Raw genomic sequence first — 15181 nt, forward strand, 5'->3', positions numbered from 1 at the left:
GACATGTCCGACCCGATGGCAGAAATCAAAGCATCGTTCTTCATCGAATGTGAAGAGCTGCTCGAAAGCCTGCAAGACGCGCTCTCCGACCTCGACGAGGGCGCTGACGATGGCGAAACGATCAATGTCGTCTTCCGGGCAGTCCATTCGATCAAGGGCGGCGCAGGCGCGTTCGGCCTCGATGCGCTGGTCGCTTTTGCGCATCGGTTCGAAACCGTCCTGGACGAGCTACGCGCCGGAAGGCTCGACCTGACGCCTGAGGCGGTGAAACTCTTTTTTCAGGCGGCCGATCTGCTTGCAGACGAAATCCACGCCGCGCGCGAAGGGTCTTCCGAACCCGAGGCCACCGAGGAGTGCCTTCAGGCGCTTGAGGCGCTTTTGGGGGATCGGGGGCCTGCAGATCCGGCTGATACGGAAGACGAGGTGGAGGCGGCAGATTTCCAACCGATGGGGGTCGCGCTCGACCTCGACTTCGATTTCACGCCCGAGGATGCGTCCCCGACCGGCTTCACCCTGCAGTTCCGCCCGGACGGCGCGCTCTATGCCTCGGGCAACGAGCCGCTGCAGCTCCTCCGCGCCCTCGCCGAGATCGCGGTGGTCTCGATCACGACCGACGCAGAGGCGGTCCCGCCACTCGATACGCTTGACCCGGAGGAGAACCATCTGAGCTGGACCGTCCAGATCACGGGGGATTTAACGGAAGACGAAATCCGGGAAGTGTTCGAATTCGTCGAAGACGTCTGCCAGATCGAAATTTCATCGATCCTCGATACACGGGAGACGCCCCTCCCGGATCTCCCCGAAATAGATGGCGAACCGTCAGGCGTCACTGAGGAAGATGAAAATCTGGAATCCGAGGCGGAGAGGGATACCGCCGGTTCCGTCAATCCCGCGCCGCCTCCCACCAATGAGACAGCGGAGATCGAAACCGAAGCTCCCGCGCGCACGCATGATCCGGCCCCGACAGAGCAACAAGCGGAGGCCGCGAAGCCCTCCGCCGCTCAGCCTGCGGCAGCCAACACCGCTCCCGCGGCAGAGCCCGGCGCCACCGTGCGCGTCGATATCGAGCGCATCGACCGCTTGGTGAATCTCGTCGGCGAGTTGGTGATCAACCAAGCCATGCTTGCCCAATCCGTCGCCGAAGCCGGTCTGCCGCCAAACTCCGCCGTGAATACCGGGCTCGAAGCCTTCATGATGCTGACCCGTGACATTCAGGACAGCGTGATGATGATCCGCGCTCAGCCGGTCAAGCCGCTGTTCCAGCGGATGGCCCGGATCGTGCGCGAAGCCTCTTCAGCGATCGGCAAGGATGTCCGTCTCAAAACCGAAGGTGAAACAACCGAGGTCGACAAGACTGTCATCGAGCGCCTCGCCGATCCGCTCACCCATATGATCCGAAACGCCGTAGATCATGGCCTCGAATCTCCCGAAATGCGCGAAGCCGCTGGCAAACCGCGCGAAGGCATCGTCACCCTCTCCGCTCACCACCGATCCGGCCGCGTCGTGATCGAAGTCAGTGATGACGGTGGTGGCATCGACCGCAAGAAGGTCTTCGAAAAAGCCATCGAAAACGGGCTTGTCACCCCGGATGCTCAGCTTTCCGATAGCGAAATCGACAACCTTCTCTTCCTGCCCGGTTTCTCCACTGCGGACCAGGTTTCCGCGCTCTCTGGCCGCGGCGTCGGCATGGATGTTGTGAAAAGCTCGATCCAGTCCCTCGGCGGTCGAATTTCAATCACCTCTGAACCTGGCAAAGGCAGTTGCTTCTCGATCTCCCTGCCACTGACCCTAGCCGTGCTCGACGGCATGGTCGTCAATGTCGCGGGCGAAACCCTCGTGGTCCCGCTCTCCTCGATCCTTGAGACTGCGACGCTCACAAGCGAAGACATCCGCGCGCTCGGTCCATCGACGAACGTCATCCATCTGCGGGGCGCCTTCGTCCCTCTTTTCGATCTCGGTGCAGAACTCGGATACCGCGGACCGAAGCGCTCCTATAGCGGCGACGTCGTTCTGCTTACCGCTCAGGAAGATGGCGCCCGTTCCGCCCTCGTCGTCGATTCAATCCTCGAGCAGCGCCAAGTCGTGATCAAGGGGCTGCAGCAGTCCTACGGTCACATCCCGGGCGTCGCTGCCGCCACAATTCTTGGCGACGGTCAGATCGCGCTCATTCTCGACCCCGCCGATCTCGTCCAATCCGCATCGGGCAATACCCGCGCCACTGATCTCTCACTCGCAGGATAAGCCATGACAGAAGACACTATGCCGAAAACCGAAGCCGCAGAGGTTGAGCTTCTCTCTTTCCGCCTCGGCGATGAAGAATACAGCGTCGACATCATGTCCGTGCGCGAAATTCGAGGTTGGACCCGGGCGACACCGCTTCCGCACGCCCCAGCATTTGTACGCGGCGTGATCAACCTGCGCGGTACCGTTCTGCCTGTCGTCGACCTTTCCATCCGTCTCGGTATGGAACCGGTCGCCGGTGACGCACGCAACGTGATCATTGTCGTCCAGGTCGGCAGCCAAACCGCAGGGCTTCTCGTCGATGCGGTCTCGGACATTCTCGCCCTGCCCCGCTCTGAAATGCAGTCTCCGCCCGACCTTAATGCCGACATTTCGCAACGATACATCTCGGCGCTCACTATCGTAGAAGGCCGGATGATCAGGATTCTCGATCTCACGTCCGTGTTGCCGCAAGAGGCGATCGAAGCTGCATGAACGTGCCCCTGTCCACATTGGGGCAGGTCGCTCCGACCGAGTCCGAATTCAGAGCTATCGCTCAGCTCCTGCACGAGACGACGGGCATTGTGCTTGCGCCCGGCAAATCTTCGATGGTGCAAAGCCGTCTTGCAAAGAGACTTCGGAACTTGGGGCTCGCGCAATACAAAGACTATATCGCTCTCGTGACCTCCGAATCCGGTCGCGAAGAGCGTCGACAAATGGTGTCCGCACTCACCACAAACGTGACCCATTTCTTCCGCGAGAACCATCATTTCGACTCCTTGCGCCGTATCGTTCTCCCCACCCTCTTGGAAACCGCAAGGAATGGTGGTCGCGTTCGGCTCTGGTCTGCGGGATCGTCGAACGGACAAGAAGCCTATTCCATAGCCATGACGATTGCCGAATGCGCGCCTGATTTTGCAAAGCTAGACCTTCGGATACTCGCATCCGACATCGACCCTCTTATGATCGCAGCAGGTTCGAAGGGTTTCTATCCCGCGACCGCAGTTGCAGCTGTGCCCGAGACTTTGCGAAAGAAATATTTCCGCCCGGAGGGTGAAGACTTTCAGATCATCTCAGAGCTCCGCGATATCGTGAAGTTTCGCGAACTCAATCTTCACGATCCTTGGCCAATGCGCGGAAAATTTGACGTGATCTTCTGCCGCAACGTCGTCATCTATTTCGCGCCCGAGGCACAAGTCAGTCTTTGGAAACGGTTTGAGGAACAGCTAGCGCCAGGCGGATACTTGTTTGTTGGCCATTCGGAAAGGGTGACAGATGGCGATCAGTCTAAACTCAGAACAGCTGGCGTCACCTCTTATAAACTGACTTAACCTAACTGGACAGGATCGCATTTTATGGCATTACGAGACCAATTACGCATCCTCGTGGTCGATGACATGTCGACAAGCCGCGGGCTCATCATGCAGGCGCTTGACGCGATGGGAATCCGGCAGGTCGGATACGCAACCGACGGCAAAAGCGCGCTCCAGATCCTCGAAGCCAAGCCTGTCCATCTTGTGATTTCTGACTATAACATGCCGGGAATGGACGGACTGCAATTCCTTCAGGCGATGCGAAAGGATGCTCGCACAAAGGGGTTAGGCTTCATCCTGATCACCGGGCGGGCCGATCCTGAAGTCATCGATACGGGTCGACGGTTCGGGATGAATAACTTCATCAAGAAACCATTCACTCCGCCCGAACTAAAAGCGTGTATTGAAGCAGTTGTAGGACGTTTGTGATGCAACAGCAGGCACGCCGAGTTCCGCTTGCTGATCTAACTGCGCGCGTCGGGCGTGAACTGGAAGCGCTCGCTCGCATGTCGATTTCACTCCAGCGTGCCCTTTCGGCGAGCGGGATCGACAGCAGCCTTGCTCCGCAGATCATTCGCGAGTTACAGAGCATTGATCGCATCAGCCAATCGCTCGAAGATCTCGGGGTGTTCGTCAGCACACTAGCTGAACAGATTTCACCCGACTTAGCCTGTGATGCGGACCCAATTTTCGCCTCGCTTCGACTTCAAGATCTCGCTGATGCACTCGATCCGCAGCACTTCACGGAAATTGAAACGCGCGCCTCAGAAGGTGACGTCAGTTGGCTTTGATTGAATAGCCCCGTGTATCGTCGATGCCTTCTTTGCTAATTTTGAAGCACGGAGGCCATGATGAGCAGCGACCCACGTTCTGCGACGATTTCAAGCGAGATGCCGTCGCGCAGCTCTCGGAGAGGAGTTAACCGTTCAGGGAGGTAGCCGCGCGCTTGGGCGTGAGCCAATACTCCCTCTACTTCTGAAAGAAGAAGTTCTCGAAAGCCTCGACTGGTGACGCGGAGAAGGATGCCGAGATCCGTCGGCTCAAGCGTGACCTCCTGAGAGTGACGGAGGAGCGGGACATCAAAAAAAGTGCGCGCCATTGTCCGCCATTGGTCCGAGGACAATGGCGAGCGCCTATTTCGCCAAGGATGCCAAGTGAGATACGCGTTCGTGGCCGAGCATCGCGGGCAGTTCTCTATTCGGGCGATGTGGCGTTGCTTACGTATCCAGCCGATGGGCTTCTACGCGTGGCTGAAGGCCCCACTGAGCAAGCGAGCTCGAGAAGACGAGCGGCAGATTGCGCTGCTGAAGGAGGCGTGGGTGGAAAACGGCAAGGTCTGAGGTCACCGCAATCTACATGACGACCTTCTCGAGCAGGGCGAAAGCATCGGCCTGAACCGGGTCGCCCTTTTGGCCAGGCTGGCGGGCATCAAGGCGCAGATCGACAACACTCTAGACCGACAGTTCAGCGTGGCGACACCGGATAAGGCCTGGGTGACCGAGATTTCCTATCCGCAAACAGGAAGGTTTCGCCTATCTCGCCGTGGTCATTGATGGTCGCCAGGAAAACGATCCCCCGGATCGTTTTCTCATCCTCGTCTATCTCGCATCGTGTCGTCGGCTGGGCAATGCAGAGCCGCCAGACGACAGACGTTGTCCTGCAAGCGTTACTCATGGCGCCATGCCGGAGGAAACCCCGCGCAAAGGTTTTGTGACCAGCCACGGGATTTTTCCTCCACCATCGATTGGAGACCGACCCAACTTGAGGATGGACAATGAAGCGAATGAAATCACGGACGAGCAGATCATCGGCATCCTGGCCGAACACGAGGCAGGCGTGAAGTGCGCGGACCTGTGCCGCAAGCACGGTATGTCGGAAGGGAACTTCTATAACTGGAAGGTGAAGTTCGGCGGCATGACGGTGCCGGAGGCAAAGCGGCTGAAGACGCTCGAAGACGAGAACGCCAAGCTGAAGAAGCTGCTGGCCGGGCAGATGCCGGACTTGGCGCCGATGAAGGAACTGGTTTCAAAAAAGTGGTGACGATGAGCCATGTCATGCCATTGGTCCGAGAGACAATGGCGAGGGGCACGGAACTGACCTCCAACGCCATCCTGCGGTGGTGTGCCGAGCACCGGATCGAATGGCACTACATCGCGCCGGGCAAGCCGATGCGAGACACGGCTTCGTGGAGAGTTTCAACGGCCGGATGCGCGACGAGCTGCTCAACGAAACCATGTTCCGTAACTTGGCTCATGCGCGCATCGTGATCGCCGTTTGGGCTGCCGACTTCAACACCGAGCGTCCACATTCCGCCTTGGATTACGAGACCCCGGCTGGCTACGCGCGAGTAGTGTCCTCCGCAATCGCCGGCCCCGCTACGCGAGATGATAACCCCGCGCGTCGGGCGACTACTCAACCTACGCTGATCGGCGTAAATAGCAACCGGACTCCGGTCGCTGCTGGATGAAAGACCCGTGGCAGGTCAGCTGATCCACTCGGACCAGGGCAGCCAATTCACCAGCATGAACTGGGCGGCGTTCCTACGAGCCCACAACCTGGAGCACTCGATGAGCCGCCGTGGGAACTGCCATGATAACGCGGAAGCTGAGAGCTTCTTTAACCTGCTGAAGCGTGAGCGGATCAGACGACGGACCTACCGAACACGCGAAGAAGCCAGGCAGGATGTGTTCGACTACATCGAGATGTTCTACAATCCAAAGCGCACGCATGCCCGGAACGGAATGCTGTCGCCCGTCGACTTTTAGCGGCAGCAGAAACTGAAACACGAAGGCGTCTAAGAAACGCGGGGGCATTCATTTGACATGTATTTCTGCCATCTAACACGTCAGAAAAGTTCAATTTCGCGAGCCGGCGCGGGCGTGACATCGCGCTCAAAGACTTCTGCATTACCAAGCATTTTCTGGCGCGCGCGGCCAGTATCGGGCCAGAACTCTACCCTACGCGCTTGAGAACCGCCCAAACTCTGGCTGACACATGTAATACGCTCCTTAGCTAGGAACGCGATTGAGAACTCGCTATTCTTAAAGCCGATGTCCGAGAGGCCATTGACCATGCGCGCACCACCAAATAGCTTCGCACGTAGATCACTGCGCTGCGCCCCGTGTTTAATAAGTTCATTGATCAAAAGCTCCATCGCATTCACGCCGAAGCTTGCCGCTTGAAAGGTTGAACCAGTCGTATTCGGCAATAGAAAGTGGTTCATACCACCGACCTGCGCATTTTCATCGTAGAGACAACAGGCGACACAAGAGCCGAGGATCGTTGTAATAGATTGCGCGCCCGTGCCGGCGACGAGAAACTCGCCTTGCGAAATATGGATCGGTTTGTCTGTGGAAACTGCATTCATGTTTCACCTACTTTCCTGACCTTTGCCGGGCTCTGAGCACATCTCCTGAGAATTTCTGGGGCGATTTTTTCAAGGGCCACCGAATAGGACGCCGCGCCAATTTCGAGCGCCGCCCTCGGCATTCCAAAAACAGTCGACGTCTCCTTGTCTTGGGCAAAACAATGTGCTCCGGCTCGGCGCAAGAGCATCATCCCCTCTGCGCCATCTCGGCCCATACCGGTGAGTAAAACGACGACGGCATTCGTAGCCATATCCAGTGCGGATTCGAACAGAATATCCACCGACGGTCGATGTCCGTTTCGCTTCTCGCTTACAAGCAATGACAGGCAAGGTGTTCTGTCATTTTGAACCGTGAGATGCGTCGAGCCACCAGGCGCAAGATAGACTTGCCCTTGTGCGAGAGGGAGGCCCGTTTGGCCAAGCCGCACACTTGGAGCAATGATACGATCAAGCCGTTCGGCGAAGCTCGCGAGGAAGCTCTCTGGCATGTGCTGCGCTATAAGCGTGGGCGGGCAATTTTCAGGAAATCCCTTCAAGATCGTCTCGAGAGCGTCAACGCCGCCGGTTGAGGACCCGATCAGCACGAATTGACCGGCCCAGTGAAAGTTTCGTGCGGGCCTCACCGCAGCTCGCTCGACCCCACTCTGAGGCAGGCGCGCGTTTGCTGCCGCAAGAAGAATATCTGGAAGCGTCTCAAAACTCTTTTCGAGGTGACCGGACCTCGGCTTTCCCACGCAATCGATCGCACCGAGGGCGAGCGCTTCGATTGCGGCGCGCGATCCGCTATGGGTTTCCGTCGACACCATGACCACAGGCATCGGTCTCAACCGCATGAGGCGTTCAAGAAAATCGAGGCCGTTCATTCGCGGCATCTCGACATCGAGCGTGATCACATCCGGCGAAAGCGCTTTAATTTTTTCACGCGCCTCAAACGCGTCCGCCGCTTCGCCGACGACGACTAGGCGCGCGTCGTTTGCCAGACGCGCTCGAATAAGTTGACGCATCGTAGCCGAGTCATCGACGATGAGAACTTTCTTGGCGAGCGGCAATTCGTTTGGCATCGCGTGTCCTTCGTGCGAATTCAAAACTCTTCCCAGTCTTCAGCTGAAAAGGTGGTACCGCGCGGAGCGGTTTCGCCCACCGCTTGCGGAAGTTCACGGCCTCCTTCGCTTGCCTGAACCCCATGTTGATTTTGCGCCGACAGAGTGCTCTCGCCTTCGTTTGACGTCGCCCGCATTCTGACTTTGAACTGGGCAGTAATGTCGCGAAGGGATGTCGCATTTGTCATCAGAGCGTGACTGGCCGCGGTCGTTTCTTCGAACATTGCTGCGTTTTGTTGCGTCACCTGGTCCAGCTGATTCACCGCGGTATTTATCTCTTTCAGCCCCTCTGCCTGCTCATGGGCACCGCCCGCTATTTCAGAGACACGCGCCGAAATATCGACGACAGCGTTAAGAATTTCCGTGAGCGCACGGCCGGTTTCGCCGACGAGGCCCACGCCTCGGGTCACCTGTTCGCTCGACGCGGTGATCAGGGTGTCGATTTCGCGTGCGGCTTCGGAAGACCGTTGCGCGAGGGCGCGTACTTCTGAAGCGACAACGGCGAAACCGCGGCCCGCTTCACCGGCGCGCGCGGCTTCGACACCAGCGTTGAGCGCAAGTAGGTTGGTCTGGAAGGCAATCTCGTCGATCACGCCGATGATCTTGGAAATCTGCTGTGAGCTGGTTTCGATTTCGCTCATCGCCTGTATGGCCTGCTTGACCACTTCACCCGAGGTTTCCGCGCTGCTGCGGGCTTCTGACACCACCCGATCCGCTTCGGTCACGCCTTGCGCCGATGTCGTGACAGAGGATGAGAGCTGATCGAGCGCGGCTGCGGTTTCTTCGAGCGTCGCGGCCTGCTGTTCCGTTCTGCGGCTGAGGTCATCAGAGGCAGAGGCGATCTCACTGGCCTCAGTATCGATCGCCGCAGCGTTGTCGATGACTGAAACAATCGCTGCCGCAAGGTTTTGGGCCGCAGCGTTGAAATCGTTGCGCAACGCCTCGTATTCCTCGGAGAACTCCGTGTCGAGTGTCAGGCTCAGATCACCGCGCGACAGGGCCGCGAGACCGAGCTGAAGCGTCTCGACGACAGATTCCTGAGCCTCGAGCAATTTGAGATTTCGCTGTTGTGCGGAGGCAAGCGCGGCTTCCGCGACGGTCACGTCAGTGGCCATGAGCACGATCTTCATCAAGCGCCCTGCTTTATCCGAGATCGGATTGAGCGAGCCGTCGAGCAGAAAGGTATTGCCCTGACGGTCACGTATCGAAAAGCGGGCAGTGACGGGCTCACCGGCGGCAATCGAAGGCCAAGGATCACTGCCATCAACCGTGCTTAGCCAGTCCTTCAGCGGCTCTCCCATGAGTCTTGGTGCCTGCCCCCCGAGGAGCGATTGCAGATTTGCGTTCATTCGAACAACCTTCCCCGCAGGATTGGCCTCGCAAACGAGCTGGCCACGCTCGATGGCCGCGATAAGGGCATCCTTCATCCGTCGTTCGGTCACGTCGCGCCACTCGACCACGAACCCCACCTGATTACCCTGCCCATCAACGAATTCGGTGACGTCGACGCCAAATCGACCCTCGCCAACCTTGATATCGACATGAAGGGGCAATTGAGTTGGATCCCCAAGCAACGCACGGGCATGTCCCCGATTGGCGTGGAAGTCATCCATCGAGCGGCCCAGAAGATTTTCAGGATCGAGGTCAGGACTGACAACGAGAAACTCGTCGATCCGCGACTCGACCAGATCGACGAGCGCACGGTTGACATGGGTGATACGGAAGTCGCGATCGACGATCATCAAGGCGGCGGAGGCGTTGGCATAGGCTGCGCCCTGGCGCGTGGCCTCTCGTTTGATCCCTTCAGACTGATCAAGCTCGTCGCGCAGGTTGCTCAGCGCGGCGGCGATTGCACCGACTTCGTCGCCACGGCGAGTCTGTGCAATCTCGCTCGCGTAATCGCCTCCGCTGATCTTCCGAATGGATCTTTCGAGGTACTTGAGAGGGCTGGAGACGGATCGTGCCATCCAGGCAGAAAGGGCCGCCAATAGAAGGATGAGCCAGGAGGCGTTGAATAGCATAGCACGGGCAAGTGACGTGGCAGGAGCGAACAGCTCTGCACGGTCTTGCTCGACGACCGCCCAATAGGGCTGTTCGAATAGAGTGAACTTCTGGGTTCTCTCGATCGCTGGATGCCCCTGCAAAGAGATCACCTCTTCCTGCGCCTGTTCTACAGCACTCACGGTAGCCGCGGGCAAAACCTCCCCCGGTTTTGGAGCGTTGGCCGGAAAGCGCAGATCGCTCATCAGCCTCCCTTTCTCGTCAATCAGGAAACCTTCACCGGTCTCGCCGATACCGCGCGCGTTGGCCATGATCCCCCCGAGTTCGGCCATCGGCTTTCGCAAGACAACAGCACCGAGCTTGAGACCATTTCCGCTTCGCACGGGGCGCGCTGCGAAGAACCGACCCTTGGCAAACTCGAAATGCGGGGGCGAAACGGCGACGGTATCGGCCGCCACCATGCCCGTCGGCGCGCTCAACCAATCCAGCGCAGCGGTCGCGGCCTCGATCAGCCCCGCCGGTTCATCCGCAAGCGCGTGACCAATCGCGCTGTGATCACGCGCGGCAAATACAATGCGACCGTCACGATCGATAAGATAGAAATCGCTCAGGCCATTCTCGGCCAAAATTTGATCGATGGCGGGTCCATAGCGGTCGAGTAGCAGGCGGTAGTCCCGGAGCGGGCCGCTCACCTCGCCCTCGGATGCACCGGCCTCTGCGGCCCCGGTCCTCAGGCTTTCGATGGCGGGAGGATCGAGCCGGTTGAGGCTGTGGGCGAAATCGTAAAGCGCCCGCGCCGTGTCGGGATTGGCGGCGATCGTGCGGGTATTGGAGGCCAGTGTCTGCGCCCAGTCCTCCGCGAGGGCGACGCGCGCGGCCAGCGTTCGCGAGAGCCACTGCGTCCCTTCGCTTTCCAACAGTCCGTAGGCGGTACGATAGGCTGAAATTCCCATGATGGTCAGCGCGACCATGGCAATCGCCACCAGCATCAGCGGCAATTTCAGTCCAAGTTTCAGATTGTCGAGAAAGCGCATCAACGTCCTCCGGCGAACTGCGGCAGCGACCCGACCTATCGGGGCAATCGCGATCACCTTCAGGCGAAGAGTTGAAGATTCCTCTAATTTCCAAAAATTTCCCGCACACTGCCCCCCAAGGGGCTCAGACGCCAAGCAGCGCGGCGCGCAGAAGTCCCGATCTGCGGCGGAATTCCGACAGCGCCAGCGCGCCCGGTGCCAGCGGGTCTTCTATTTCGCGCGCGCGCGCGAGCAGCGCCCGAGCCTGCCATCCCGGCAGGAGTGCCGCCTTCGCCGGTCCCAGACGCAGCTTGCGGGCGGGTTCGAGTCGCACTTGGCCCTCCGCCGCGAGCTGATGCAGCGTTGCGACCTCCGGCGCGGCAAGAGGCGGGCGCCCCCGCGCGGCGAGATCGGACCATGCCTGCAGGAGCGCCGCGAGCCCGGCGCCTGCACCGAAACTGCGCACGGTTATTTCCGCGTCTTCGGGCGCGCCGAGCGCCTCGGCCGCGGCCCAGTAAAGCGCGCCGGAAGTCTGATCGAGATAGGCCCAAAGGCTTGAAATATCGTCGAAAGGATCGGGCCAGCAATCGGCACGACGGGCTTCGGCCGCGGCAATCAAATGGCGCGCGGGTTGTGCCACCGAGACAAGCGCCGGGCCGATCTCATGCGGCGGTTCGCGGCCCTCGGAAAGAGCCTCCAGCGCATCGACCCACCATTGCAGGCGCATCTCGGCGACCATCGGCTCTGACGACGCCCAGGGCGCACGCGCGATTTCCAGATTGGCGGCGTAGAGCGGCCAGAGGCGGTCACGCAGCTCCGCAGGCGCAGCCATCGTGGCGGCGAACCGGTCGGGATCGCCCTGACGCACGGCCTCGGCTGCCGCTTGAAGAGACGCGGCCAGATCGCTCATGCCGGTTTCGCCCCGTCGCGCATCAGCTTCCAGATCATCGCGTCGAGCAGCGCCTCGAAACTCGCGTCCACTATGTTCGGCGACACGCCCACGGTCGACCAGCGCTGGCCCGCATCGTCTTCGCTGTCGATGATGACGCGGGTGACGGCCTCGGTGCCGCCTTGCGTGATACGGACGCGGAAATCGACCAGTTTCATGTCGTCGATCAGGCTCTGATAGGGGCCGAGATCCTTCGACAGCGCTTTCGAGAGCGCGTTCACCGGGCCGCGGTCATGACCCTGCTCGTCCATGCTTTCCGAGACCGAGAGCATCTTCTTCCCGCCGACTTTTACCACCACGACCGCCTCGGAAATCGAGACCATCTTGTCGTAGCGGTTCTTGCGGCGCTCCACCGTGACCTTGTAGCGCTTCACCTCGAAGAACTTCGGCAATTGCCCCAGCTCGGCCCGCGCGAGCAGCTCGAAACTCGCCTGCGCCCCGTCATAGGCATAGCCCTGATCCTCGCGCTCCTTGATCAGATCGAGGATGCGGGCGAGGCGCGGATCGTCCTTCGCGACCTCGATCCCCATGCCTTTCAGCCGCGCACGCAGGTTCGACTGGCCCGCCTGATTGGACATCGGGATGAGGCGCGTATTCCCCACCACGGCGGGGTCGATATGCTCGTAAGTGTCTGGATTCTTTAGGATCGCCGAGGCGTGTAGCCCCGCCTTATGGGTAAAGGCCGAGGCGCCGACATAGGGCGCGGAGCGCAGCGGCACCCGGTTCAGGATATCGTCGAGCTTGCGCGAGAGCTTGGTGATGTCGCGCAGGCTTTCGGGCGCGATCCCGGTGTCGAGCGTCGAGGCGTAGGGCTCTTTCAGCAGAAGCGTCGGGATCAGCGTGATCAGGTTCGCATTGCCGCAGCGCTCGCCCAGCCCATTCAGCGTGCCTTGGATCTGGCGCGCACCGGCCTCGATGGCCGCGAGGCTGCCCGCCACGGCGTTGCCGGTATCGTCATGGCAATGGATGCCGAGACGGTCGCCGGGAATGCCCGCCGCGATCACCGCTCCGACGATCTTGCCGATCTCGCCCGGCAGCGTGCCGCCATTGGTGTCGCACAGCACGATCCAGCGCGCGCCCGCCTCATAGGCCGCGCGGCAACACTCCAGCGCATAGTCGGGGTTCGCCTTATAGCCGTCGAAGAAATGCTCGGCGTCGAACAGCGCCTCGCGACCTTGCGCCACCATATGCGCGACCGAGGCGCGGATATTCTCGAGGTTCTCCTCCAGCGTGATCCCGAGCGCGGTGGTGACGTGGTAGTCATGGGTCTTGCCGACGAGGCAGACGGCAGGCGTATTCGCGTTCATGACGCCCGCCAGCACGTCGTCATTCGCGGCCGAGCGCCCTGCCCGCTTGGTCATCCCGAAGGCGGTGAAGGTCGCCCGCGTCTCGGGCCGGGCCTCGAAGAAATCGCTGTCGGTCGGGTTCGCCCCGGGCCAGCCGCCTTCGATATAGTCGATGCCGATCGCGTCGAGCGCCTTGGCGATCTCGATCTTCTCCGGCACCGAGAACTGGACGCCCGCCGATTGCTGTCCATCGCGGAGCGTGGTGTCGTAGAGATAGAGGCGGGATTTGGTCATTGGAGGCCTCCGTCGAGGTTACGTTCCGCCCGGCGGCACGCCGGGCCGCGCCCGACCCGCCCCCCAGGGCGGGCGCGATTGCGCCCCCCCTCGGGTCCGGCGCGTCCCTTATCGCTGTAGCTGCGCGCCATCACAGCGCCTCCAGCTTGGCGGGGTCAAAGGACTCGGTCATGTCAATCTTCACTTCGGTTTTCGACATACGCACCTCCAGTCCAGCCGCCAACAGCATCGACTTCAGTGCATCAACCTTCGAAAAGTCTTTGCTCTCCATCGCTTCGGCGCGCAGCCCTGCAAGGGCCTTCTCGTAAGCATCGAAATTGATTGGATCAGAAAGAGTATGCGAAAGGGATGTGCCAAACGAAACTGACCAGATATGATCGGGATCGAAACCGAGAAACCGAAGTGTTTCTGACAATTCGATCTTAGCCTGCAGATCAGTTTTTGCACGCTTTGCAATCGCGTGCATCTCAGCTATCGCCAATGCAGTGTTCAGATCGTCGGCCAATGCGGAAATGACCGATTCCGAAGGTCCCTGGCCTTCTGCGTTCTCAGCTACAGCATCACGTTCGGTATCGATGAGTTCCTTCCACCCAAGAAGCGTCCTCTCCGCCTGCCGCGCCTTCTCCGCCGTCCAATCCATCGGCTTCGTATAATGCGTCTGCAGGAACACGAAGCGGATCACCTCGCCGGGAATGCCCTTCTCGCCGTCATGGCCGTCCAGCAGATCGCGCACGGTGAAGAAATTGCCCAAGCTCTTGGACATTTTCTTGCCCTCGACCTGCAGCATCTCATTATGCAGCCAGTAATTCGCGAACGATCCCTCGGGATGCGCGCAGCAGCTTTGCGCGATCTCGTTCTCGTGGTGCGGGAATTGCAGGTCGATGCCGCCGCCATGGATGTCGAACGACGCGCCAAGCAACTCGTAAGACATGGCCGAGCACTCGATATGCCAGCCCGGACGGCCCCGGCCCCACGGGCTCTCCCAACCCGGCAGCCCCTCGTCGGAGGGCTTCCAGAGCACGAAATCCATCGGGTCTTCCTTGAAGGGCGCGACCTCAACCCGGGCCCCCGCCATCATGTCGTCGACCGTCCGCCCCGACAGCGCGCCGTAATCCTTGTAGCTGCGCACCCGGAACAGCACATGGCCCTCGGCGGCATAGGCGTGACAGTCTTCGATCAGCGTCTCGATCATCGCGATCATCGCGCCGATATAGTCGGTCGCGCGCGGCTCCTGATCGGGACGCAACGCGCCGAGCGCATCCATATCCGAATGATACCAGCCGATGGTCTCCTCGGTCCGCGCGCGGATCAGCTCTTCGAGCGACCCTTCGGCCCCGGCTTCCTTGCGCGCCAGCGCCGTCGCGTTGATCTTGTCATCCACATCCGTGAAATTGCGCACATAGGTGACGTGCTCCGGCCCGTAGACGTGGCGCAGCAGCCGGTAGAGTACGTCGAAGACCACCACCGGACGGGCGTTGCCGAGATGCGCGCGGTCGTAAACGGTCGGCCCGCAGAGATACATCCGCACGTTGTCGGCATCGATCGGACGAAAATCCTCGACTTTCCGGGTCAGGGAATTGCGCAAACGGATCTGGGTCATGTGTCCTCGCAAAGGGTCGGCGGCACCTGCCGGCGGGC

General features: G+C 60.2%; 11 protein-coding genes and 3 pseudogenes. 8 read left to right on the plus strand and 6 right to left on the minus strand.

Going from position 1 to position 15181, the window contains the following annotated elements; genetic code table 11:
- Positions 1-3 precede the first annotated feature (3 nt).
- The 8 genes and pseudogenes from BMI85_RS12275 to BMI85_RS12310 all read left to right on the plus strand — a co-directional run.
- Entirely contained in the window at positions 4-2241 is a 2238-nt protein-coding gene (locus BMI85_RS12275) for a chemotaxis protein CheA (protein WP_078601477.1), read from the plus strand.
- A 3-nt stretch (positions 2242-2244) separates the two neighbouring features.
- Positions 2245-2715 (plus strand): chemotaxis protein CheW, encoded by a 471-nt coding sequence (locus tag BMI85_RS12280; protein ID WP_078520609.1) that lies wholly within the window; start codon positions 2245-2247, stop codon positions 2713-2715.
- Positions 2712-3551, plus strand: a complete 840-nt coding sequence (locus BMI85_RS12285; protein WP_078601478.1) for a protein-glutamate O-methyltransferase — start codon at positions 2712-2714, stop codon at positions 3549-3551. Before BMI85_RS12280 ends, BMI85_RS12285 begins: the two co-directional genes overlap by 4 nt.
- Positions 3552-3575: 24 nt before the next feature.
- On the plus strand, positions 3576-3962 hold the full coding sequence (locus BMI85_RS12290; protein WP_078520607.1) for a response regulator: 387 nt from the start codon (positions 3576-3578) through the stop codon (positions 3960-3962).
- Complete coding sequence (locus BMI85_RS12295) at positions 3962-4324, plus strand: hypothetical protein (RefSeq protein ID WP_078520606.1); 363 nt, start codon at positions 3962-3964, stop codon at positions 4322-4324. Before BMI85_RS12290 ends, BMI85_RS12295 begins: the two co-directional genes overlap by 1 nt.
- Before the next feature lie 23 nt (positions 4325-4347).
- Positions 4348-5281 (plus strand): annotated as a pseudogene (locus BMI85_RS12300) (transposase); the annotation flags it as partial.
- Between the two features lie 19 nt (positions 5282-5300).
- A pseudogene (locus BMI85_RS12305) lies at positions 5301-6000 on the plus strand (integrase core domain-containing protein).
- Between the two features lies 1 nt (position 6001).
- Positions 6002-6298, plus strand: a pseudogene (locus tag BMI85_RS12310) (IS3 family transposase); the annotation flags it as partial.
- Between the two features lie 80 nt (positions 6299-6378).
- Here BMI85_RS12310 and BMI85_RS12315 read toward each other — a convergent pair.
- The 6 genes from BMI85_RS12315 to cysS all read right to left on the minus strand — a co-directional run bounded on the left by BMI85_RS12315 (position 6379) and on the right by cysS (position 15143).
- A complete protein-coding gene (locus BMI85_RS12315) occupies positions 6379-6900 on the minus strand; it encodes a chemotaxis protein CheD (protein WP_078601479.1) in 522 nt (173 codons plus the stop codon).
- A complete protein-coding gene (locus BMI85_RS12320) occupies positions 6897-7961 on the minus strand; it encodes a chemotaxis response regulator protein-glutamate methylesterase (RefSeq protein WP_078601480.1) in 1065 nt (354 codons plus the stop codon). The genes BMI85_RS12315 and BMI85_RS12320 overlap by 4 nt, the downstream gene beginning before the upstream one ends.
- A gap of 20 nt (positions 7962-7981) precedes the next feature.
- Positions 7982-11035 (minus strand): methyl-accepting chemotaxis protein, encoded by a 3054-nt coding sequence (locus BMI85_RS21780; RefSeq protein ID WP_078601481.1) that lies wholly within the window; start codon positions 11033-11035, stop codon positions 7982-7984.
- Between the two features lie 124 nt (positions 11036-11159).
- The gene (locus BMI85_RS12330; RefSeq protein ID WP_078601482.1) at positions 11160-11924 is read right to left on the minus strand and encodes a squalene/phytoene synthase family protein; all 765 of its coding nucleotides are present in this window, start codon (positions 11922-11924) and stop codon (positions 11160-11162) included.
- Positions 11921-13543, minus strand: a complete 1623-nt coding sequence (gene cimA / locus BMI85_RS12335; protein ID WP_078601483.1) for a citramalate synthase — start codon at positions 13541-13543, stop codon at positions 11921-11923. The genes BMI85_RS12330 and cimA overlap by 4 nt, the downstream gene beginning before the upstream one ends.
- Positions 13544-13673: 130 nt before the next feature.
- Positions 13674-15143, minus strand: a complete 1470-nt coding sequence (gene cysS, locus BMI85_RS12340; protein WP_078601484.1) for a cysteine--tRNA ligase — start codon at positions 15141-15143, stop codon at positions 13674-13676.
- Positions 15144-15181 lie beyond the last annotated feature (38 nt).

The organism is Thioclava sp. DLFJ4-1 (assembly GCF_002020145.1).
In the GTDB taxonomy this organism is placed as follows: Bacteria; Pseudomonadota; Alphaproteobacteria; order Rhodobacterales; family Rhodobacteraceae; genus Thioclava; species Thioclava sediminum.

What these genes read in the sequence shown, in the direction of transcription:
- BMI85_RS12275 (WP_078601477.1), top strand. Translation starts at nt 4, where the DNA reads ATGTCCGACCCGATGGCAGAAATCAAAGCATCGTTCTTCATCGAATGT.
- BMI85_RS12280 (WP_078520609.1), top strand. Translation starts at nt 2,245, where the DNA reads ATGACAGAAGACACTATGCCGAAAACCGAAGCCGCAGAGGTTGAGCTT.
- BMI85_RS12285 (WP_078601478.1), top strand. Translation starts at nt 2,712, where the DNA reads ATGAACGTGCCCCTGTCCACATTGGGGCAGGTCGCTCCGACCGAGTCC.
- BMI85_RS12290 (WP_078520607.1), top strand. Translation starts at nt 3,576, where the DNA reads ATGGCATTACGAGACCAATTACGCATCCTCGTGGTCGATGACATGTCG.
- BMI85_RS12295 (WP_078520606.1), top strand. Translation starts at nt 3,962, where the DNA reads ATGCAACAGCAGGCACGCCGAGTTCCGCTTGCTGATCTAACTGCGCGC.
- BMI85_RS12315 (WP_078601479.1), bottom strand. Translation starts at nt 6,900, where the DNA reads ATGAATGCAGTTTCCACAGACAAACCGATCCATATTTCGCAAGGCGAG.
- BMI85_RS12320 (WP_078601480.1), bottom strand. Translation starts at nt 7,961, where the DNA reads ATGCCAAACGAATTGCCGCTCGCCAAGAAAGTTCTCATCGTCGATGAC.
- BMI85_RS21780 (WP_078601481.1), bottom strand. Translation starts at nt 11,035, where the DNA reads ATGCGCTTTCTCGACAATCTGAAACTTGGACTGAAATTGCCGCTGATG.
- BMI85_RS12330 (WP_078601482.1), bottom strand. Translation starts at nt 11,924, where the DNA reads ATGAGCGATCTGGCCGCGTCTCTTCAAGCGGCAGCCGAGGCCGTGCGT.
- cimA (WP_078601483.1), bottom strand. Translation starts at nt 13,543, where the DNA reads ATGACCAAATCCCGCCTCTATCTCTACGACACCACGCTCCGCGATGGA.
- cysS (WP_078601484.1), bottom strand. Translation starts at nt 15,143, where the DNA reads ATGACCCAGATCCGTTTGCGCAATTCCCTGACCCGGAAAGTCGAGGAT.